Source organism: Pseudomonas neuropathica, assembly GCF_015461835.1.
GTDB lineage: Bacteria > Pseudomonadota > Gammaproteobacteria > Pseudomonadales > Pseudomonadaceae > Aquipseudomonas > Aquipseudomonas neuropathica.
In genome coordinates this window covers 164,922-185,254 of the sequence record NZ_JACOPX010000010.1, presented here as the reverse complement: position 1 = coordinate 185,254, position 20,333 = coordinate 164,922, and the positions used below count along the sequence as shown (strand labels likewise).

At 59.5% G+C, this 20,333-nt stretch carries 16 protein-coding genes; 7 read left to right on the top strand and 9 right to left on the bottom strand.

The window, feature by feature from the left end; all coding sequences use genetic code 11:
- Positions 1-32 precede the first annotated feature (32 nt).
- The 4 genes from H8F23_RS16575 to H8F23_RS16560 all read right to left on the bottom strand — a co-directional run bounded on the left by H8F23_RS16575 (position 33) and on the right by H8F23_RS16560 (position 5,118).
- Positions 33-1,184, bottom strand: coding sequence for an MFS transporter (locus H8F23_RS16575; RefSeq protein ID WP_194935080.1), 1,152 nt, complete (start codon positions 1,182-1,184; stop codon positions 33-35).
- Positions 1,185-1,325: 141 nt separating this feature from the next.
- Positions 1,326-2,561: an aromatic ring-hydroxylating oxygenase subunit alpha gene (locus H8F23_RS16570; RefSeq protein WP_194935079.1), complete on the bottom strand. Its 1,236-nt coding sequence runs from the start codon at positions 2,559-2,561 to the stop codon at positions 1,326-1,328.
- 94 nt (positions 2,562-2,655) lie between these two features.
- Entirely contained in the window at positions 2,656-4,017 is a 1,362-nt protein-coding gene (locus H8F23_RS16565) for an MmgE/PrpD family protein (RefSeq protein WP_194935078.1), read from the bottom strand.
- A gap of 141 nt (positions 4,018-4,158) precedes the next feature.
- On the bottom strand, positions 4,159-5,118 hold the full coding sequence (locus tag H8F23_RS16560) for a LysR family transcriptional regulator (protein ID WP_150729204.1): 960 nt from the start codon (positions 5,116-5,118) through the stop codon (positions 4,159-4,161).
- A 367-nt stretch (positions 5,119-5,485) separates the two neighbouring features.
- Between H8F23_RS16560 and H8F23_RS16555 the strand changes: the two genes are divergently transcribed.
- The 7 genes from H8F23_RS16555 (at position 5,486) to H8F23_RS16525 (ending at position 13,715) form a co-directional block, all read left to right on the top strand.
- A complete protein-coding gene (locus tag H8F23_RS16555) occupies positions 5,486-6,520 on the top strand; it encodes a quaternary amine ABC transporter ATP-binding protein (protein WP_194935077.1) in 1,035 nt (344 codons plus the stop codon).
- Positions 6,521-6,570: 50 nt separating this feature from the next.
- On the top strand, positions 6,571-7,524 hold the full coding sequence (gene proW, locus H8F23_RS16550) for a glycine betaine/L-proline ABC transporter permease ProW (protein WP_194935076.1): 954 nt from the start codon (positions 6,571-6,573) through the stop codon (positions 7,522-7,524).
- 43 nt (positions 7,525-7,567) lie between these two features.
- Positions 7,568-8,590 carry a glycine betaine/L-proline ABC transporter substrate-binding protein ProX gene (proX, locus tag H8F23_RS16545; RefSeq protein WP_194935075.1) on the top strand — a complete coding sequence of 341 codons (1,023 nt, stop codon included), beginning with the start codon at positions 7,568-7,570 and terminating at the stop codon, positions 8,588-8,590.
- Positions 8,591-8,677: 87 nt separating this feature from the next.
- Positions 8,678-9,745, top strand: a complete 1,068-nt coding sequence (locus tag H8F23_RS16540; RefSeq protein ID WP_194935074.1) for a GlxA family transcriptional regulator — start codon at positions 8,678-8,680, stop codon at positions 9,743-9,745.
- Between the two features lie 126 nt (positions 9,746-9,871).
- Entirely contained in the window at positions 9,872-11,188 is a 1,317-nt protein-coding gene (locus H8F23_RS16535) for an NAD(P)/FAD-dependent oxidoreductase (RefSeq protein ID WP_194935073.1), read from the top strand.
- Between the two features lie 132 nt (positions 11,189-11,320).
- Entirely contained in the window at positions 11,321-12,223 is a 903-nt protein-coding gene (locus tag H8F23_RS16530) for a dihydrodipicolinate synthase family protein (protein ID WP_194935072.1), read from the top strand.
- 1 nt (position 12,224) lies between these two features.
- Positions 12,225-13,715: an aldehyde dehydrogenase gene (locus H8F23_RS16525; protein ID WP_194935071.1), complete on the top strand. Its 1,491-nt coding sequence runs from the start codon at positions 12,225-12,227 to the stop codon at positions 13,713-13,715.
- A gap of 152 nt (positions 13,716-13,867) precedes the next feature.
- Here H8F23_RS16525 and H8F23_RS16520 read toward each other — a convergent pair whose 3' ends face one another.
- From H8F23_RS16520 to H8F23_RS16500, 5 genes are all read right to left on the bottom strand, one after another.
- Positions 13,868-14,827 carry an EamA family transporter gene (locus H8F23_RS16520; protein WP_194935070.1) on the bottom strand — a complete coding sequence of 320 codons (960 nt, stop codon included), beginning with the start codon at positions 14,825-14,827 and terminating at the stop codon, positions 13,868-13,870.
- A 255-nt stretch (positions 14,828-15,082) separates the two neighbouring features.
- Positions 15,083-16,195, bottom strand: a complete 1,113-nt coding sequence (locus H8F23_RS16515; RefSeq protein WP_194935069.1) for an alkene reductase — start codon at positions 16,193-16,195, stop codon at positions 15,083-15,085.
- A 170-nt stretch (positions 16,196-16,365) separates the two neighbouring features.
- Entirely contained in the window at positions 16,366-18,600 is a 2,235-nt protein-coding gene (locus tag H8F23_RS16510) for a xanthine dehydrogenase family protein molybdopterin-binding subunit (protein ID WP_194935068.1), read from the bottom strand.
- On the bottom strand, positions 18,597-19,070 hold the full coding sequence (locus H8F23_RS16505; RefSeq protein WP_194935067.1) for a (2Fe-2S)-binding protein: 474 nt from the start codon (positions 19,068-19,070) through the stop codon (positions 18,597-18,599). The genes H8F23_RS16510 and H8F23_RS16505 overlap by 4 nt, the downstream gene beginning before the upstream one ends.
- On the bottom strand, positions 19,067-20,332 hold the full coding sequence (locus tag H8F23_RS16500) for a c-type cytochrome (RefSeq protein ID WP_407692563.1): 1,266 nt from the start codon (positions 20,330-20,332) through the stop codon (positions 19,067-19,069). Before H8F23_RS16500 ends, H8F23_RS16505 begins: the two co-directional genes overlap by 4 nt.
- Between the last annotated feature and the right edge of the window lies 1 nt (position 20,333).

The following is a 20,333-nucleotide window of genomic DNA, read 5'->3' as shown; positions in this document are numbered from 1 at the left end:
CAAACCCCGTCTCCGTCAGTGCTGCCTGTGCGTTATGTCTTCAGAAATCTCGCGGCATAACTGACGAACAGGAGCAGGAATACCAATCCCCCCAAAGCGACCACCAGCGTACTGAGGTGCGCAACCATGCCGATAAACGCCGGCCCCATGAGAATGCCGGCGTAACCCATGGAAATGATCGCCGGAATCGCGGTGCGCTGCGGCATGCGCTGTTGTCGACCCGCCGCAGTAAACAGCACCGGAACAATGTTCGAGCATCCGATACCGACCAAGGCATAACCCAGCAATGCCGCCTGCCAGCTCTCGAACACCAGCGAAACCAACATGCCCGCCGCCGCGCAGATCCCGCCCAGCGCCACCACGCGAACGCCACCCAGTCGGCTGACGATGGCATCTCCGGTCAGGCGCCCGAGCGTCATCGCCGCGGCAAAACTCGCGTAGCCCAAACCGGCGTAGCTGGGTTCCATTGCGCGTTGCGAGGCGAGGAAAACCGCGCTCCAGTCGAGCATGGCGCCTTCCGTCAGGAACACAATGAAACACAAGCAGCCCAACAGCAGCACGATCCCCCGTGGCAGCGTCAACAACGGGCCGTCTTTCTCCGTGCCATAGGGCAACAAACTCGGCGCAGCCTTGTACAGCGCGGCGAGGATGATCGCTACCAGGCACAGCACGGACAACAGTGGATTCAATCCCAGGCTGAGCATCGCCGTCATGGCCCCGGCACCCGCGATACCGCCGACACTGTAGAGCCCGTGGAACCCGGATTGCAGGGTTTCGCCGCTGTTCTTTTCAACGATGATGGACTGGATATTGATCGCGCAATCGAGCATGCCCATGCTGGCGCCGAACCCCAGCACCGCTAGCGCCAGTCCCGGCAGCCATGTCAGATGGCTTAGCATCGGCAGCACCGAACACAACGCGAGAGTTGAGCAGATGATCACTGGCCGACAGCCAAACCGGGCAGTCAGATAACCGGCAAACGGCATGGCGACGATCGATCCGATACCAAATCCCAGCAACAACAGACCCAGTCCACCGTCGTCCAGTCCGGTACGCGCTTTGACCAACGGAACGAGCGGCGCCCAGGCCGACATCACAATGCCGGTGATCAAAAATACAATGCGCGTCGACACGCGTTCGCCGTGGTTTACATAAGCTGCCAAAGATGACGTCGAGGTGTTCATTGATGTGGACATCCTTATCGGTGTCTCCCGGCTTTTTGGCTATGAACCGGAGTAACAGCTTTCCGAGACGAAAGAGTCCCTGCCAACATCCGTCGGGATGCTGGCAGGGAGCAGGGTTAACATGAGTGAACAGAGCGCAGATCAGCCAACAGACTTCAACGGAATGGGGCCTTTGAGCCGATCCATCATGGTCGCGCAGTACCAGTCATCGAACTGACAAACGCCGGTCTCGGCCGTTTCCGAATAAGGACCCGGTTCGTACGACGGCGAAGTCACACCACGCTGGGTGCCCTCGACCAGCGTGCGGTCCTGATCGTTGGTGGCAATCCAGACTTTGGTCAGGCGCTCGATATCGTAATCAACGCCTTCCACTGCGCTGTCGGGAACCAGCCATTTGGTGGTGACCAAGGTTTCGGTGGCGCTGATCGGCAGCACCCGGAAGCTCAGCGCATGGTCACCGAGGAAGTGATTCCAGGTGGAGGGGTAGTGGAAGTACAGCAGCGCACCGATGTCAGCTTCAGAAGTCTTGTCCAGGCGGCCGGCAACGGCCGGTTTGCCATCCATGGTGTAGCTGACGGCACCGGATGACAGAGGAATACGGGTCATACGGAACTGGCCGTTGATATCCATCACCAAACGGCTTGGCAACCCGGCGCTCTCGCACTTGGACCAGTAAGCCGACAGCTCTGGATCATCTTCGCCACTGACGCCACCCACCGAAAGATTATCGACGAACGAATGCAGCAGCTCCGGGTGTGAGCCGTCGCAGTGATAGCACTCGCGATTGTTTTCGAAGACCAGTTTCCAGTTGCCTTTCTCGACGATGTTCGACTCGAATGCCACCTTGCAATTTTCAAGGTAGTGCGGCGCGATGAAAGGGCTGACGGCCTTGCGGAAGCCTTCGAAATCAGGAGCCTTGGCGGCCACGCAGACGTAAATGTAGGTGTCGACGATCTCGCAGTGAACGCTTTTCAGACTGTATTGGGATTTGTCGAAATCCTGGCCCATGTTGCCGGCGAACAACAGGTTGCCATCCAGCTCGTACGTCCACTTGTGATACGGGCAAACCATCTTCGCCACTTTGCCGTGATCGGCCTCGCAGATTTTCGCGCCACGGTGACGGCAGGCGTTATGGAACGCCCGAACTTCGCCGTCTTTGCCACGGACGACGGCAACGGGATAGTCACCGATTTGCAGGGTGAAATACTGCCCCGGTTTGGTAATTTCAAACGTGTGGCCGGCGAAGATCCAGTCCTTGTGCCAGATCTGCTCAAGGTCCTGACGGTAAACGCTTTCACTGCTGTAAAGAGCGCCTGGCAGCGAGTGCCAGGGTTTGCGCTGAGCGATCAGGTCAAAAACGCTTTCTTTATTGTTCATTTTTATCCTCCCATAGGCGACATGGTTCTCAGCCTATATGGCCCAGGACAGACGTCACAAACGACATTTGCTGCGGGCAATTCATGCGTTGGCGTTATCGATGAGCGTCTGGCTGGAGTGCCGGAACCGGGTGAAAAATCGGTTCCAGGGCGGTGATGGCGCAGCTGGATTGAGCGATGTGTTTGATCGCTGTTTTCACCTCGGCGCTGCGTTCTACACCCAGACCGCTGGCGAACAGATCAAATTTCTGATCCAGCTCTTCAGCGCTGAGGGGCGTTTCGGGGTCCCCACGCGCGGCGGTGACCGGACTCACCAGCACGGCACCGTTCTTCAGGGTGATGGTCAATCGCGAAAGGATTTCGTCGGGGAATCGGGCGGAAATATCGGCGGCTTCAACGATTTCGATACGGCGGCTCAATGCGAGAATATCTTCGGCAAAAATCGCCGCCCCGGTGACTTCTTGCGGACCGACTTTGCCCCTGACAATCAGTGCGGCCAACGGAAAGGCCAGGGCGTACTGCGCCTGATCGGCATCACTCGGCGTATGCCCCTGCAAACACATCGATTCGTAGAACGTTTCCACGCGAACGGTTTCAATCGAGTCCGCATCAAGTTCAGGGTTTTCCCGCTGCAAATCGAGCATGGCGGTCAGCGCCGGTTGCGCCCAGCGGCAGACTGGCCAGGGTTTGAAGTACTGACTGTCGATCTCCCAGCGTGAACCGATGTCGGTCCAGTATTCAGCGACAGTGACGTCTTCAACTGTTTCTGCCGGTGCACCGGTGATGCCTTCCCGGGCCATGAACAGCGCGTTCAAACCCGCAAATGCGCCTGCACCGTGGGCATCGCGCAGCATCGTCGGCGCTTGCACCACGCGCATCATCGGGCAGCGTGCGCTGAAGTATTCGGCGATGCCCAAGGCGTGGCGAAATGTCGGTTCATCGAAGCCCAGCAAGCGCGCGCCGGCGCAGACAACGCCGAGCGCGGAAAAACCACCTGATGCGTGATAAGTCGGCGAGGTCGCCATCAAGGCAGAGCCCGCCCGCAGCGCCGTTTCATAACCGATGCACAGGGCGCTCAGTAGCGCATGGCCGCTGATCGATTGGCCTTGATGATGCAGCGCATCGGCCAGGGCGAGCACGGCGGGAACAACAGTGGCACCGGCATGCCCCTTGGATTTGAAGTGGCCCTCATGGGCGTCGAGGCTATCAGCGCTGAAGCCTCCGGCCCAAGCCGCGCCGAGCACGTTGACACGCTGCCCGGCAAAGATCAGACGACTGCTATAGGCGCCCGTCGGGTAATGCTGTTCGGCAAAACGTCGCATGGTGCTGCTGGTGTCATTGCTGGCCGCAGCGGCCATGACGCCGACGATATCCAGCAGACTGTCCTGCACAATTGCACGGGTCTTGAGCGGGGCATCGAGGAAATCAAAGTCGCGACAGAATTCGAAGAGTGACATTCAACAATCCCTTCCTGTGATTTGAGCCGTACCGATTATGGCCGGCGCAGCTCAACAATGAGCCACGGGGAGGGCGCCGCTCTAGCAACATTTTCGTCGGGCTATTGATAACCAAATCACCCGAGGCTTGTGCCGAGCGGATTAGCGGCGGGGAAACTTCGCCAGAATCCATTCGCGAAAACGCCGCAGTTCGTCTTCGTTTTCGGAGCTTTCGCGACAGCTCAGGTAGTGCCAGCTGTTGCGCAATTGCACCTGTTGCTCGATCGGTCGCACCAGCAGGCCTTGTTGCACCAATCCCGTGACCAGGTGATTCCAGCCCAACGCAATGCCCTGATGGGTCAGGACCATGCTGATCAGCAGGTTGTAGTCGTTGGCGTTGAAGATCTGCGGACTGTTCGCCGGGCGATCGTCGATATCGATGGCCTGAAACGCCAGCCACACGCCCCAGTCGACATGTTCGGCGACTTGCGAGCGGCCATAGGGACTCAGGTTGAGCAGGGCCGAATCACGCACGCCTTCGATCGTCGCAATCTCCGGGTGTTTCTCCAGATACTGCGGGGTGCATACCGGGTAAATCACGTCATGGCACAGCGGGTAGCTTCTATAACCGTCACGGATGCGCGAAATCTTGGTGATGAAGATGTCCGGTTGCACACCGGGTTCCATGGTCAGAAAGTTCTGCGTGGTGATCAGGTTGAGTTCGATGTCCGGGCACTGCGCGAAAAACTCCTGCAGATGATTCGACAACCACAGCGCGGAAAAGGCCGGCGAGCAACAAACGGTGAGCACCTTCTTGGTCGACTGGCTGCTGCGAATGCGTTCGGCAGCCTGGGCGATGTTGACGAAAGAAAGTTGCGCGGCATCGAAAAACACCGCGCCGGCGGCCGTCAATTCCACCGCACGGCCGACCCGGGTGAACAGTTGCGCGCCCAGATAACTTTCCAACTCACGGATCTGCCGGCTGATCGCGGCTTGCGAAACGCACAACGCCTCCGCTGCACGGGTGAAGCTTTCGTATTTGGCCGCGGCCACAAATGCCTTCACAGCCCTCAAGGACGGCATTTTCAGCAGGATGGTGTCAGGGTCGACATGCTTGCTCATTCGTACACTCTCCTAACGATACAGCTCCCCAACGAAGCGCGAGGAGGGTAACGGAACCGTGCGGGGAGGGCTACGCGAGCGTCGCTGTCGGGATAGACCCGGTCGCTCATGGTGCTGACGCGGCACTCGGCAATGGCTGTCGTCGCAACCGATAACCCGACGTTATCGAATTGTCCCTGTAAATGTAGTTGGATTAAGCGAGGTGATGCTAATAGATTTGAAACATCCCTTTTTCCTGGGACCTCAAAAATAATAAAAGGAAGCCCGTCGTGAAGACATCTATTCATTACCGCTGCCGCTTAACATTATTTTTGCTCGTTTGCCTGTCGCTTAACGCGAAAGATGCACGATGCGAAGGAGGCAAGGTATGACAAGTTCCGACGAGATCATCTGCGTAAAGAATGTTTTCAAAGTCTTCGGTACGCAGCCAGCACTTGCCATGAAAATGGTTAAAGAAGGCGCATCAAAAGCTGAAGTGTTTAAAAAGACCGGTCAGGCGATTGGTGTTTTTGATGCCAATTTCTCGGTTCGCCGTGGTGAGATTTTCGTGATCATGGGTTTGTCCGGCTCCGGCAAATCGACCATGGTCAGATTGTTCAACCGGCTGATCGAACCAACCTCCGGCCAGATCTTTCTCAATGGCAAGGAAATCACCGGCCTGGGCGACAAGGACTTGTTGCAGGTTCGCCGCAAAGACATGGGCATGGTCTTCCAGTCGTTTGCTTTGATGCCGCACATGAGCGTCATCGACAACGTCAGCTTCGGCCTGGAAATCAGCGGTGTCAGCGAGAAAGAACGCTATTGCCGCGCGATGGGCGCGCTGGAGCAGGTCGGGCTTTCGGGGCAGGAGTTCAGCTTTCCTCACCAACTCTCCGGCGGCATGCAGCAACGTGTCGGTCTGGCCCGCGCGCTGGCAAACGATCCCGCCATTCTGCTGATGGACGAAGCGTTCTCGGCACTCGATCCGATGATTCGCAGCGAAATGCAGGGCGAGCTGATCAAGCTCCAGGCGGAGCAGGATCGCACCATCATTTTCATTTCTCACGATATAGAAGAAGCGGTTCGCATCGGTCACCGCATTGCGATCATGGAAGGCGGACGCGTGGTGCAGATCGGCACGCCGCGTGAACTTCTGTGCAACCCGGTGAATAAATATGTGCGTGATTTCTTTAATGGTTTCGACACCAGTCGAATTCTGAAAGCCGGCGATATCGCGCAACAGGATTGCAATGTCGCTTATATACCGGGTGGGCAAACGCCAATTAAAGCGGAAGCGTCTCTTCGCGACATCTTTCATCTGGTCGCTGCCTCGGCAACTCCTATGCCAGTGGTGGATGAAGTTGGGCTTTATAAAGGTTCGATTTCGCAGGGCCATCTTCTGAGCTGCTTGTGTAATAGCTGAACTCCGATTAATCAGAATTGATTTACCGCTTCTGAGGGCGAGGTAGCACCATGTCAGACTTCAACTTTCTAGATCCTTTCCAAAGTCTAAATATTCCTTTGGGATCCTGGGTGGAAACCGCCCTTAAATATCTGGTGCATAACTTCAGGGAAGTGTTTCGTTCGATCCGTTGGCCGGTCGATCAAGTGCTGGACGGTGTGCAGTGGGGACTGCTGTCGGTTCCACCGACGGTGTTCATCATCATCGCAGGGCTGATCAGTTGGCAGATTGGCGGCAAGCGCATCGCCATTTTCAGCGTCGCCACCCTCACCGGGCTTGGACTGATCGGAGTGTGGAGCGATGCGATGGTCACGCTCGCCCTGGTACTGACATCACTGTTGTTCTGCGCCGTGATCGGCATACCGCTGGGCATCCTGTGTGCGCGCAGTGATCGCACGGAAATGATCATCCGCCCGGTACTGGATGCGATGCAAACACTGCCGGCGTTCGTCTACCTGGTGCCGGTGGTGATGCTCTTTGGTATCGGCAACGTCCCCGGTGTGATCGTCACCATCATCTTTTCCGTCGCGCCGCTGGTGCGTCTGACCAACCTTGGTATTCGCCAAGTCCCTGCCGACAAGGTCGAAGCCGCCCGCGCGTTCGGCTGCACGGCCACGCAAATGCTGATGAAGGTGCAGTTGCCGTTGGCGGCGCCAACGATGATGGCCGGTCTCAACCAGACATTGATGTTGTCGCTGTCAATGGTGGTCGTCGCCTCGATGATCTCGGTGGGCGGTCTGGGCTTGATGGTGTTGAGCGGCATCGGCCGCCTCGACATGGGCTTGGCCAGCGTCGGCGGTGCCGGCCTGGTGCTGCTCGCGGTATTCCTTGATCGACTGACCCAGGCAATGGGTGAGCGCAGCAGCGATCTGGCCACCGGTCAGCGCTGGTATGAAAGCGGCCCGGTGGGGCTGCTCATGAAACTGAAGAAAAAGAAGAACGTTGCACGTCCAGTGACGAATTGAGTTGGCCTGCTCACCCCATTAAAAACTCCAAGCGTGGTGAAACATGAAACTGACAAATCTCAAGAAAAGCGTGGTTTCGAGCCTTGTAGCTGCAGTGTTTGGCACCTTGCTGTGCTCGGCGGCCTACGCGGCCGATGCCAACAAACCCGGTGCCGGTGTTTCGATTACGCCGATTTTTCCGACCATCGCCGAAGAGCGTTTCCGCGGTGAGGTAGTGATCGCCGGTCTCAAGGAACTGGGCTACGACGTCAAACAGCCAAAGGAAGTCGACTACCCGGCGATGTTTCTCGCACTGTCTTATGGTGATGCGGATTTCACCGTGCATGAATGGGAACACCTGCACGAAGCGTTTTATGAGAAAGCCGGCGGCGATGACGTGATGGTCAAAGTCGGGCAAGTCATGAAAGGCGTGCTGCAGGGCTACATGATCGACAAGAAGACTGCCGACGCTTATCAGATCAAGGATCTGTCAGACCTGAAGAAACCCGAAATCGCCAAACTCTTTGACAGCAATGGTGACGGCAAGGCCGACCTGACGGGCTGCAACCCGGGCTGGGGCTGCGAGATCATGGTTGAACACCACATGAAAGCCTATGGTCTGGGGCCAACCGTGGTCGACAACCGCGGCTCGTACTTCGCGTTGATGGCGGACACCATTGCGCGCTTTCAGCAAGGCAAGCCAGTGCTGTTCTTTACCTGGGTTCCGCAGTGGATCGCCAGTGTTCTGGTAGAGGGGCGTGACGTGGTCTGGTTGCCGGTGCCGTTCACCTCGCTGCCGGATGGCAAGGAAAGCAAGGACACCTTCCATGATGGCAAGAATCTCGGTTTCCCGGTGGACACGGTCAATGCCGTCATGAACAAAGAGTTCGCCGAGAAGAACCCGGTGGCGCGCAAATTCCTCTCTGAAGTCAGCATCCCGACGGCCGCTGAAAGTGCGCAAAACCTGCGCATGCAGAACGGTGAAAAGTCGCTCGCCGACATCAAGCGCCATGCTGCGGAATGGATCAAGGCCAACCAGCAAGCCTATGACGGCTGGTTGAGTGACGCCCGGGCGGCAGCGAAGTAATCGGTTCGGCCACGGTTTGGCGGCGGGCCGTGCCAGTCGCCAAACCACCAGGTTGTCGTTTCAGTGAAGGTGAGCGGGTGAGGCAAGATGGAAACGTTCCAGAGTCCGTTGAAACAACAGAACATCGGCTTTCGTCCATCCACCGTGATGTCGGGCCATGAACGTGTGGTGCGGGTGGCGTTTATCCTGCTCGATCATTTTTCGTTGACGACCCTTTCAACGGCGATGGATGCCTTGGGCACTGGAAACCTGATCAACGCTGAGACGATTTACACGGTATCGACCTACTCACTGCGGGGCGGGATGGTTGAAAGTGATATCGGCGTGTCGCTGGCTTCGCAAAGGCTGGTGGCGGAAGGCTTCAGTCATGACGCAGTGATTGTCGTCGGAGGCCAGCGTGTGAGGCTTGCCACGCAGCCAGTGCTGCGCCGAGTGCTGAAGAAGTCCGCGAGCAAAGGGATCGTTGCCGGTTGCTGGAATGCCGCGTTTTATCTGGCCGATGCCGGTTTGCTTGAGACTGGGGACTTTGCTTGTCACAGCGACAGCTGCGGGCTGATCCATGAATATTTCCCGCAGTTGAAGGTATCGACTCGCGAGTTTATTTGCACACAGCGCCGGGCCACTTGCGCTAATGCTCATTCGGCGCTGGATATGACCCTGGCGATCATGCAGCAACTGGGTGCGCACAACGATGCGGTACTGGTCGATGAGATAAAACGTGTTCACCAGCCCGCACAAGCGCATCCGAAGTTCTTGGCAAATGCCGACAGCCTTCGCTGCTCATCGATTCCAAAGCCTTTGAATATCGCGCTCGACTTGATGGAAAAGAACATTGAGGAACCGCTGGAAATCGATGCAATCGCCAGCCAGGTCGGCGTGTCACGCCGGCAACTGGAAAGAAGGTTTGCCCGCTATCTGAATGCGGCACCGAATCGCTACTACCTGGAACTGCGTTTGACCCGGGCTCGGCAATTGATTGTGCAAAGTGATCGTTCGTTGACGGATGTGGCACTCGCCACCGGGTTTGTCAGCTATCCGCACTTCTATAAACGCTTCAAGGATCTGTTCGGCTTACCGCCCATGACCTTCAGGGATTATTACTACTCGAGTGACTATGCCAGCAGCGGCCGTTATGCCGTGGCGGCCGGTTTTTAAAACAAACAGTCAATCGTCACTGTTTGCGCAAGTGCCAGTTTTGCAAGTTTCCGGATCGACGCTACTGCGTGCGTTTGCTTTGTGCCGCGTGCGTTTTGCAACTTCAACGATTAACGGTTTAACACTATGAAAGTCAGTTCATTACCCGCCGATGATGATAGTTGTGGCTGGTTTCATTTGAGCAAGCCACGCAGTCCCGAGCCGGCTCACCGTGGGCACCGTTCAGCCCGCTGGGTGATCATCGGTGCCGGCTTCACGGGACTGGCGTGCGCGCGACAACTGGCGTTGAATTTTCCCGACGATGAAGTGGTGCTGATCGAAGCGCAGGAAGTCGGACTGGGGCCGTCGGGTCGCAATGCCGGTTTTGCCATTGATCTTCCCCACGACATTGGCGCTGAGGATTACATCGGTGACATCGCGCTGGCCCGCACCAGTTTGAAACTCAATCTGGCCGGCCAATCGCTACTTCGCGAGCTGGTCGAACAATACCGTATCGACTGCCAGATGAAAGCCTGCGGCAAATATCAGGCGGCGGTAGAGAACCGTGGTATCGCCGTCCTCGATGCCTATCGCCGGGGCCTGGAAAAACTCGATCAGCCTTTTCAAATGATTGATGCCGATGAGTTGCCCGAACACTTGGGCACGCGGTTTTACCGCCAGGCTTTGTTCACCCCGGGGGCGGTGCTACTGCAACCGTCCGGGCTGGTGAAAGGCCTCGCCGACCATCTGCCATCGAACGTCACGCTGTATGAGCGCACCCCGATTCTAGAAGTGGAATACGGCGCCAAGACGGTCCTCAAACACGCCCACGGCAGCATCACTGCCGACAAGCTGATTCTGGCGAACAACTCGTTCGGCATGCGTTTCGGTTTCCTGCAAGGGCGCATGTTGCCGATCTACACCTACGCCAGCATTACGCGGCCGCTGACCGAAGAAGAACAGGCACGGCTGGGCGGCAAACCGTTCTGGGGCGCCATTCCAGCCGATCCCTTCGGCACCACGGTGCGCCGCACCCCGGATAACCGCCTGCTGATCCGCAACAGTTTCACCTTCAACCCCGATGGCCGCAGCAACAGTAAATACAACGAGCGTTTCGTGCGTCGGCACAAGGCTTCATTCGATCAGCGTTTTCCGATGTTGCCGGACGTGACGTTCGAATACACCTGGGGTGGCGCCTTGGCCATGTCGCGCAACCACAACGGCTTTTTCGGCGAACTGGCGCCCAACGTTTATGGCGCGCTGGGATGCAACGGTCTGGGCGTCACGCGGGGAACCGTCACCGGCAAGTTGCTCGCTGACTGGCTGGCGGGGCAGCGTGACCCACTGATTGATTTCCTGTTGCAGGCGCCAGGTCCCAACAGCAACCCGCCAGAACCGTTCCTTTCGCTTGGGGTGAACATGAACCTCAAGTGGGGGCAGTACCGCGCCGGGAGAGAAAGTTGAACCTACGTTGACCGGTCGCTGAAGCCTCGTCGCTCTGCTGCCGTCCTGACGGCTTGCGCCGCCAATAACCACAGTTTGCCCGACATGTCGTCGGGCGCACGGATTGAACATTGAACCACTGGAGAAAACGCTATGAACTTTGACGGAATCTTTACCCCTGCCATTACCCCGTTGTCCGCTGATGGCCAAATCGACTATTCGGCGTTCTCCGACGTGCTCGAATACCTGATCGAGTCCAAGGTTCACGGCATCGTTATTGGCGGCTCCACCGGCGAGTATTACGCGCACACCGCCGAGGAGCGCGTGGCCGTAGCCGAGCGAGCCAAAGAGGTGATCCGCGGACGCTTGCCGCTGGTCATCGGCACCGGCGGCATTCGTACTGAAGACTCGGTGTACTTCGCCGAGAAAGCCAAGTCACTCGAAGCGGACGCCATCCTGGTCGGTTCGCCACCGTATGCCTTGCCGACGCAAAAGGAAATTGCCGCCCACGTGCTCGCCGTGGACAAGGCCGCCGGGCTGCCGATCATGTTGTACAACTATCCGTCGCGGATGGGCGTGGCGATGGGCGACGAGTTTTTCGAAGCGATTGCTGGCTGCAAGAACATCGCCGCCATCAAGGAAAGTTCGGGCGAGATGAGTCGTCTGCACCGTCTGGCTCATGCCCATCCGTCGATCCAGCTGTCCTGTGGCTGGGATGATCAGGCGCTGGAGTTTTTTGCCTGGGGCGCGCGCAGCTGGGTTTGCGCCGGCTCGAACTTCATCCCGCGTGAACACATCGCGCTTTACGAAGCCTGCGTGCTCGAAAAGAACTTCGATAAAGGCCGGCGGATCATGTCGGCGATGCTGCCGTTGATGGATTTCCTCGAGAGCGGCAAGTTCGTGCAGTCGATCAAACATGGCAGCGAACTCAGTGGCCTGCGTGCCGGCGGTGTGCGGGCGCCACTGCAACCGCTGGAGCCTTCGGAGAAGCAAGCGTTGGAAGGCGTGATCAAAACCCTGCAGAAAAACGTCGCGCGTATCGTCGAGGAGGCTTGAAATGGCAGACCTGCTGAGTAAAGAGCAATACCGTGAACTGGCTGCGAAACTCGAGTTTCGCAATCAAGCGTTCATCAATGGGCAGTTCTGCGCCGCCAGATCGGGCAAGACATTCACCACGACCAACCCAGCCACCGAACAGGTATTGACCGAGATTGCCGCGTGCAACGCCGATGACGTCGATGCAGCGGTAGCGGCGGCCAAGGAAGCCTTTGACGACACACGCTGGCATTCACTGGCGCCGTCCGCACGCAAATCGATATTGCAGCGCTTTGCCCAGTTGCTGGAAGACAACGCCCATGAACTGGCAGTGCTGGAAAGCCTGGACAGTGGCAAGCCGATTCGTGAATGCCAGAACATCGACGTGCCGGAAACGATTCACACGTTGCGTTGGCATGCCGAGCTGATCGACAAGATTTACGACGCCACTGCCCCGGTCGGCTCGGGCGCGGTGACCATGGTGGTGCGCGAACCGATCGGCGTTGTCGGCCTGGTGTTGCCGTGGAACTTCCCGCTGCTGATGCTCGCCTGGAAAATCGGCCCGTCGCTGGCCGCAGGCTGTTCGATCGTGGTCAAACCGGCCAAGGAAACTACGTTGAGCACGTTGCGCGTCGCCGAACTGGCGTACCAGGCGGGGATTCCCGCCGGTGTCTTCAACGTCGTGCCCGGGGGAGGGAAGGAGGCGGGCGAGCCGCTGGGGCGTCACCCGGATGTGGCCATGGTCAGCTTCACCGGTTCAACCGATACCGGGCGGCTGTTCCTCAAGTATTCCAGCGAATCGAACCTGAAACGCATCGTGCTGGAATGCGGCGGCAAGAACCCTGCGGTGGTGATGAATGATGTCGAAGACATCGACCTCGTCGCTCAGCATGTGGTCAACGGCGCGTTCTGGAACATGGGGGAAAACTGCTCGGCCTCATCGCGGCTGATCGTCCACGCCGACGTCAAGGATGAACTGTTGCAGCGTGTGCAGGTTCATCTGAGTGACTGGAAAATGGGCGATCCACTGGATCCTGAGAACCGCCTCGGCTCGATGATCAGCAAGGCGCATTTCGACAAGGTGCGCTCTTACCTTGATGTGGCCCGCGACGAAAACCTGCGCGTGCTGGTGGGCGGCAAAACCCGCCAAGATATTTTCGTTGAACCCACTATCGTTGACGGCGTGAGTCGCGATAGCCGTCTGTTCCAGGAAGAGATCTTCGGCCCGGTACTGAGCGTCACCACGTTCCAGACCGTTGACGAGGCCATTGAGCTGGCCAACGACACAGCCTACGGCCTGGCAGCATCGGCTTACACCGGCAACCTGCGCCATGCCCTGAAACTCTCGCGTGGGATTCGCGCCGGGATTGTCACGGTGAACTGCTTCGGTGAGGGCGACGCCTCTACGCCATTTGGCGGCTACAAGGAGTCGGGGTTCGGCGGGCGCGACAAGTCAGTCTGGGCGCACGACCAATACACTGAAATCAAAACCATCTGGATTGATGCTTCCTGATAGTGCTTTGAAGGTAGCAATCGCATCGCCCCGACACTGGATTCAGTGGCGGGGCGATTTACCCATTCCATGAGCTGAATTCGTTGGTTGCCACGTCAGCAAAAGCCAGTGGAAGCACAACTCGACCGTGCAGAACCGCTGGCGAGAACCCCTCACGCACTGACTTTAACCTCAGCCTTGACCACTGATTTACGATAAGTCAGCAAGACGATGCCCGTGACCACAATCACCCCGCCGAGAATCTGTCCTCTACTGAGCATCTGGTCCAGCACAATCCAGCCCATCAGCAGCGTTGCCAATGGTTCGATGTTCATGACCGGCGCATTGCGCGGCATGTCGAGGCGAGGCACGGAAATGAACAGGACGATAAAACCTGTGCCGTAGAGCACCACCAAAGTGGCGAGGGCCAGCCATCCGGTCGAGGTCGCGGGCAGGTTCAGTCCGCCTGGGAGGGCGCCCGTCAGCCCTGCCAGGTTGACACTGCTGAACACGATGAAAATGGTCAGCAGACTGCGCACCGAGCCACGTACCTGAGACAGCTTGTGGTCGGTGATCCACAGCGCGCAGGCGAACACGCTGGCGGCGCAGAACGCGAGCGCGACGCCCGTCAGCCATTGCGCACTGACGTCTGTCGTGGTCGAGAGGCGCCCGGGGACATCCAGCACAAACACCAGACCCAACAGAATCAAACCCATCAACGTCGCGGTGCGTGCGCTCGGTCGCGGGCCACCCAGTGCCCAGGTGAGCAATGCCAGCAGAATAGGGAATACGTTTGCCACCAACAGGGCCAGCGCCACCGGCACCCGTGCGACAGCGGAATACAGGCACAGACTCTGCGCAGTGATCAGCAACCCCAGCAGCAGTTGCCAGCGCCATGCGCCCGCCGGCAAGCGCGGGCTTTGTCTTTGCCACAGCACCAGCATGGCGAGCACCAGCAAGGTCCCGCCGGAACGCATCAAAATCGCCAGCAACACACCCGCACCATCATCAAATGCGACTCGCGCCGCCACATGATTGCCGGCAAACGCACAGCCCATGCACAACAGAATGATCACCGCCAGATAGCGGGGGAAGGGCGGCGGTACGATTTGCGCAGCGGTAGGGCGAGGCATGGCAGATCTCAGGAATGTTAGCCGTTCGAACGACTTGGTTTTTATAGGTTGTCGTACAACCAACTCGTTTTATCGCATTCGGCGACGTCGGGCAATAGACCTGAAAGCGCACAGCTGCGCATATGTTCGGCGTTAAGGTGGATTTTTTTGTACTTGATTAAGCGAGGAGATCGTATGACTGGGTAGAACAGGGGCGCATCGGCCCCTGCTTCCAGGGATTTACACATTCATGAGAGGTGGGTGGTCTGCTTCTGCTCAGGCATGAAATGGATAATCGATGTAGCCACGCTGATCCCCGCCGAAAAAGCTGCCTGGGTCTGGCACGTTGAGTGTCAGGCCATCGTGCAGCCGACGCGGCAAGTCCGGGTTGGCCAGGAACGGACGGCCAAACGCGATGATGTCGGCACGATCGGCAATCAGCGCCTGTTCGGCAGATTGCGCATCGTAGCCTCCCGCCAGAATCAGCACGCCGTTCCAGGTCTTGCGCAACTGGGCAATGATCGCGTCCCAGCGCGGGTCGAAATTTTCATCTTTGACTGTGCCGACCATCGCTGGCTCGACCAGGTGCAGGTAGGCCAGATTCCATTGGTTGAGCGCCTCGACCAAGTGGCCGAAGGTGGTCTCCGGGGTGTCATCGCCCATGCCCATGAAGCGCCCCATCGGCGTCAGGCGTACGCCGACCCTTTCGGCACCGACTTCTTCAGCCACGGCCGCGACCACTTCCAGCAGAAACCGCGCGCGGTTCTCCACGCTGCCGCCATAGGCATCGTCACGCTGGTTGCTGTTGCTGTTAAGAAACTGGTCGAGCAGGTAACCGTTGCCGGCATGAATCTCTACACCGTCCATGCCCGCCTGCAATGCGTTGCGCGCGGCCACGCGGTAGTCCTCGACGATGCCGGCGATTTCCGCGGTTTCCAGCGCGCGTGGCACCGGCACATCACCCCAGACGCCGTTACCGTTTTCGTCGACGATAAACGTCTTGCCAGGCACCGGCAGCGCGCTGGGCGCAACCGGCAGGCCAGCATCGGGTTGAAAGCTGGGGTGGGACACCCGACCGACGTGCCACAGTTGCATGAAGATCAACCCGCCGGCCTCATGCACCGCTGCGCTGACGTCACGCCACGCGCGGACCTGCTCGGCGCTGTAGATGCCCGGCGTCCAGGCGTAACCCTGAGCCTGCCGGGAAATTTGCGTGGCCTCGGTGATGATCAGTGCGGCACTGGCCCGTTGGCGGTAGTACTCGGCGTTCATCGGCGTCGGTACATCGCCCGGTTGGCCGGCGCGTGAGCGCGTCAACGGCGCCATCGCCACGCGATGGGCGAGGGTGTAAGGACCGAGTGCGAGGGGTTGGAACAGACGACGGGTCATGGGTAGCTCCAGATTTCAATAAAAGGAATTCAAGCGCGGCAGCGGGGCCGCGAACCAGTGCCGCTAACTTAACCGGGTGTCGTGAGGGTGATAATCGGTGACCGGCGCTACGCTGTTTTGCGCGCAACGCAACGGCGCCCGTGCTCATCTGCGATGAACACGGGCGTGGCTCAGGCGGATTGGTTTGAGCGCGTCAGCGGCAGGTTCAGCCAGCGCCGGCCAGTGGCGTTGGCGACGGCGTTGCCAAGGGCGGCGGCCATCGGCCCCTGAACGATTTCAGCGGCGCCAAGGAAGGGTTCTCCCGGCTGGTCGAGCAAATGCACATCGACTTTTTTCGGCAGTTGCGTGAAACGCAGAATCGGATAACCGCTCCAGTCGTAGCTGCGAATGCCGCCCGCGTCGTAGGCGACTTTTTCGTACAGGGTCCAGCTCGCGGACTGGACGATGCCGCCCTCGACCTGATTGCGCAGGCCATCGGGGCTGACGATCTGGCCGACGTCCACCGCCGTCACCACGTGATCGATGCGAATCTCGCCGGTCTGCGGATGCACTCGAAGTTTCACCGCGATGGCGCAGTAACCCATGATGTTTTTGTAGCGGGCAAAGGCGAATCCGATACCGGCGCCGGGCTCGCTGGTTTTTTGCGGCCAGCTGATCTCGTCACGCACACGTTCCACCACCGCGCGAGCACGCGGGTCGCTGAGATGGGCCAGACGCAAGGCGACCGCGTCGATGCCAGCCCGGATCGCCAGTTCGTCGATACTCGCCTCGATGGCGAAGATGTTGATGTGCGCACCCAGCGAACGCATGGCCGAGGTGCGAAACGGCATTTCGGTGACGAAGGTCATGTTGATGCGCGTCGAGTTCAACTCGTACAACGGCACCGCGTTGCGATCACCATCGCCCTCAGGCTGAGCGATTGGCACAGATGGCGCCGAGGCAAAAGGCCGGGCGAGCAAGCGTGCCGGCAACAGACGCCCGGCGTTGACGATGCGTTCGTTGTGCGGCGTGGTCCAGAGTTCGTAGGCCCAGTCTTGCAGGCGGCCCTGGCTGAGGCCGGCGTCGACTTCGGTGACCATCGCCGAGCTGTACGGCTCCCAAAGATTTTCCTGCTCGCGCATCCACTGCACGCGCACCGGCGTCCCGGGCACGCGCAGGGCAATCAATGCTGCATCAGCGGCAGCATCATCGGCGCCGTTATGCCCGTAACACCCTGAGCCTTCAGTATGAATACAGCGCACCCGCTCAGGCGGCAGACCGAGCATTTCGGCAATCCCGGCGCGCAGCGGGTAAACACCTTGGGTGTGGGTCCAGACGGTAAGCGTGCCGTCCTTGAACCAGGCCACTGCGCAAGACGGGCCGATCGAGCCGTGCATCAGATATTGCTTGGTGACCCGCGCCTGAAAACGCGTGCCGGCCGCGCCGCTTGGCGTGCCGCTGTTGCTGATCGGATAGCGCCGTGAGGGCAGACGTTTGAGCAGACCATGAATCTCGGTCGCCTCGGGAATCGCCTCGCCGCCGCTCCATTGCGTCACCTCGCTGGCACGGCGCATGGCTTTGATCGCTTGCCACTCATCACCGGCGACCACCGCCAGATAGTTGCCGTCGCGGATCACCTTGACCACGCCAGCCAGCGCTTCGATGGACGCCGTGTCGAATGCTTGCAACGTGCAGCCCGGACGGGGCGGGCGGATCACCCGCGCATGCAGCATGCCCGGCAGGCGCATGTCCTGGACGAAGGCTGCACCACCGCTGACCTTCGCCGGAATGTCGAGGCGCGGCAACGAATGGCCGATCAGTTTGAAATCAGCGGCGGCCATCGCCGGCGACTGAGCCTTGGCATATTGATGCACATCGACATGCTTGACCGCGTCGGCGTAACTCATCCGTCGAGCGGCCGGGCCTTCGATCACACCGTCGCGGGTGCTCAGCAGCGCCGCATCAACCTGCCAACTGCGCGCGGCGGCATCGACGAGCATTTCGCGCACCTGCGCGGCGGCGTTATACAACGCGGTACCGCTGTCGAAAATACTGTGGCTGCCGGCGGTGTAGCCTTCGTTGGGCGTCAGCGCGGTGTCGGCGGTGAGCAGGTTGATGGCGGTAGCCGGCACTTGCAAACGCTCGGCGGCGATTTGCAGCAGCGCAGTTTTTACCCCGGTGCCCAATTCAACCTTGCCGGTGTAGACGGTGATGCCGTCGGCGCCGATGCGGATCCAGGCGTCTAGAAACGGGTTGGTGCGCAGGCTTCCGGGGAGATCGGGCGCGAGGACCACGGTGCCGAGCGTATCGACTTCCGTATCCGCCAACACACGCCGCGCGACCGGCAGCAGGGTGAACGCCATCAGCAACGCACCACCACGCAGGAAGGCGCGCCGACTCGGGTTCAATTCATTCGACTCACTCATGTCAGGCTCCCGTTGTGCCCGGCCACCTGCTTGATCGCCTCGATGATGCGCAAGTGCGTACCGCAGCGGCACAGGTTGCCGGCCATGTGCTCGCGAATGGAAGCCTCATCCGGGTGTCGATTACGCTCAAGCAATGCCTGCGCGCGCATCAGCATGCCGGCAATGCAGTAGCCGCATTGCGCCGCCTGTTTTTCGATGAATGCCGCTTGCAGAGGGCCCGGCTCTTCCGCGCTGCCGAGGCTTTCCACGGTGCGGATTTTTTTGCCTTCGAGGCCGGCGCAGGGCGTCAGGCAGGCGAACACCGGTTGGTCATCGACGATCACCGTGCAGGCGCCGCATTGGCCGAGACCGCAACCATATTTGGCGCCGTTGAGGTTCAAATGATTGCGCAGCGCATACAGCAGCGGCATGTCCGGCTCCAGCTCAAGCGTTTGCGCGGCTCCGTTGACGTTGAGGGTGATCTGGCTCATTTCGTCTCCTGACGTAACGCTTCAATAGTGGAAGAGAGGTCGGCCCACGGCTGATCGGGGCTGGCTTGCTGACGCAGATACGCGGCCAGTGCGCCGAGTTGCGCGTTGTCCAGACTGGCGGCGAACGCAGGCATCAGCGGGCCGGGCGATCCGGCTGTGGCGGGCAAGCCTTCAAGCACGGTTTTGAGGAAATTGCGCGAGCTGGCCGCTTGTAGCGCCGAGGTGTTTTGCAGGCCCGGGCGACCATCGATGGTGCGCATCGGCGCCGCCGGGCCATGGCAACCGGCGCAGGCGCTGCTGAAGAGCAGGGCGCCGGTCGAGTGGTCTGCCGGTTCACTGGCAGGCGTCTTTGGCGGCGGTTGCGTCAGTGGGTGCGGGTTTTCCAGGCTGAGCAAATACTCGGCAATCGCCTCGGCTTCACTGGCGGGCAAGCGGGCCAGACTCAAGCTGACCGGACGCATCGGCCCGGCGGGTGTGCCGTGGCCATCAACGATCTCAGCGCGCAGATAGCCGACCAGTTGCGCGCGACTCCACGGGTTGCTGCGTTGGCCCATACCGACCAGCGCCGGCGCGTGCCAGCCGTCAACGCTGCCGCCCTGTAGGTATTCCGAGGATTTTTCCGCGCCGATCAGGTTCAGCGGCGAATGGCAGCCGGCGCAATGGCCCGGGCCGTCGACCAGATAACGCCCGCGATTCCACGCCTCGCTACGCCCCGCCAGAGGCGTCAGCGGCTCACCGTGCAGGAACAGCAGGTTCCAGAACGCCACCAACGGACGAATATTCATCGGGAAATTCATCTGGTTGCGCTCGGCCGGCGCGTGCACGGCGGGGCCGCTCATCAAGTAGGCATAGGCGTCGGCGATGTCTGTTGCGCTCATGCGCCGGTAGTGCACGTAGGGGAACGCCGGATAGAGGAAATGACCATCGCGAGCAATGCCTTGACGCATCGCCCGCTCGAAGGCCGGCAGTGACCATTGGCCGATACCGGTCTCAGCGTCCGGGGTGATGTTGGTGCTGTACAGCGTGCCGAACGGCGTTACCAGCGGCAGCCCACCGGCCAGATATTCACCGCCGGGACGGGTATGGCAGACCGCACAATCGCCAGCCTCGACCACCCGTGCGCCGCGTTGCAACTGCGCAGTATCGAACATCGTCGGGCGCTCGATCGGCGCAATTGCCGGGCGCCACATCAGCCAAACAGCGCCGATCAGGCCGAGCACGGCGACGACTGCCACGCTGATCCATAGCGTTCTGGACTTCAGC

Coding starts and splice junctions, on each gene's coding strand:
- H8F23_RS16575 (WP_194935080.1), bottom strand. CDS start 1,184: ATGAACACCTCGACGTCATCTTTGGCAGCTTATGTAAACCACGGCGAA.
- H8F23_RS16570 (WP_194935079.1), bottom strand. CDS start 2,561: ATGAACAATAAAGAAAGCGTTTTTGACCTGATCGCTCAGCGCAAACCC.
- H8F23_RS16565 (WP_194935078.1), bottom strand. CDS start 4,017: ATGTCACTCTTCGAATTCTGTCGCGACTTTGATTTCCTCGATGCCCCG.
- H8F23_RS16560 (WP_150729204.1), bottom strand. CDS start 5,118: ATGAGCAAGCATGTCGACCCTGACACCATCCTGCTGAAAATGCCGTCC.
- H8F23_RS16555 (WP_194935077.1), top strand. CDS start 5,486: ATGACAAGTTCCGACGAGATCATCTGCGTAAAGAATGTTTTCAAAGTC.
- proW (WP_194935076.1), top strand. CDS start 6,571: ATGTCAGACTTCAACTTTCTAGATCCTTTCCAAAGTCTAAATATTCCT.
- proX (WP_194935075.1), top strand. CDS start 7,568: ATGAAACTGACAAATCTCAAGAAAAGCGTGGTTTCGAGCCTTGTAGCT.
- H8F23_RS16540 (WP_194935074.1), top strand. CDS start 8,678: ATGGAAACGTTCCAGAGTCCGTTGAAACAACAGAACATCGGCTTTCGT.
- H8F23_RS16535 (WP_194935073.1), top strand. CDS start 9,872: ATGAAAGTCAGTTCATTACCCGCCGATGATGATAGTTGTGGCTGGTTT.
- H8F23_RS16530 (WP_194935072.1), top strand. CDS start 11,321: ATGAACTTTGACGGAATCTTTACCCCTGCCATTACCCCGTTGTCCGCT.
- H8F23_RS16525 (WP_194935071.1), top strand. CDS start 12,225: ATGGCAGACCTGCTGAGTAAAGAGCAATACCGTGAACTGGCTGCGAAA.
- H8F23_RS16520 (WP_194935070.1), bottom strand. CDS start 14,827: ATGCCTCGCCCTACCGCTGCGCAAATCGTACCGCCGCCCTTCCCCCGC.
- H8F23_RS16515 (WP_194935069.1), bottom strand. CDS start 16,195: ATGACCCGTCGTCTGTTCCAACCCCTCGCACTCGGTCCTTACACCCTC.
- H8F23_RS16510 (WP_194935068.1), bottom strand. CDS start 18,600: ATGAGTGAGTCGAATGAATTGAACCCGAGTCGGCGCGCCTTCCTGCGT.
- H8F23_RS16505 (WP_194935067.1), bottom strand. CDS start 19,070: ATGAGCCAGATCACCCTCAACGTCAACGGAGCCGCGCAAACGCTTGAG.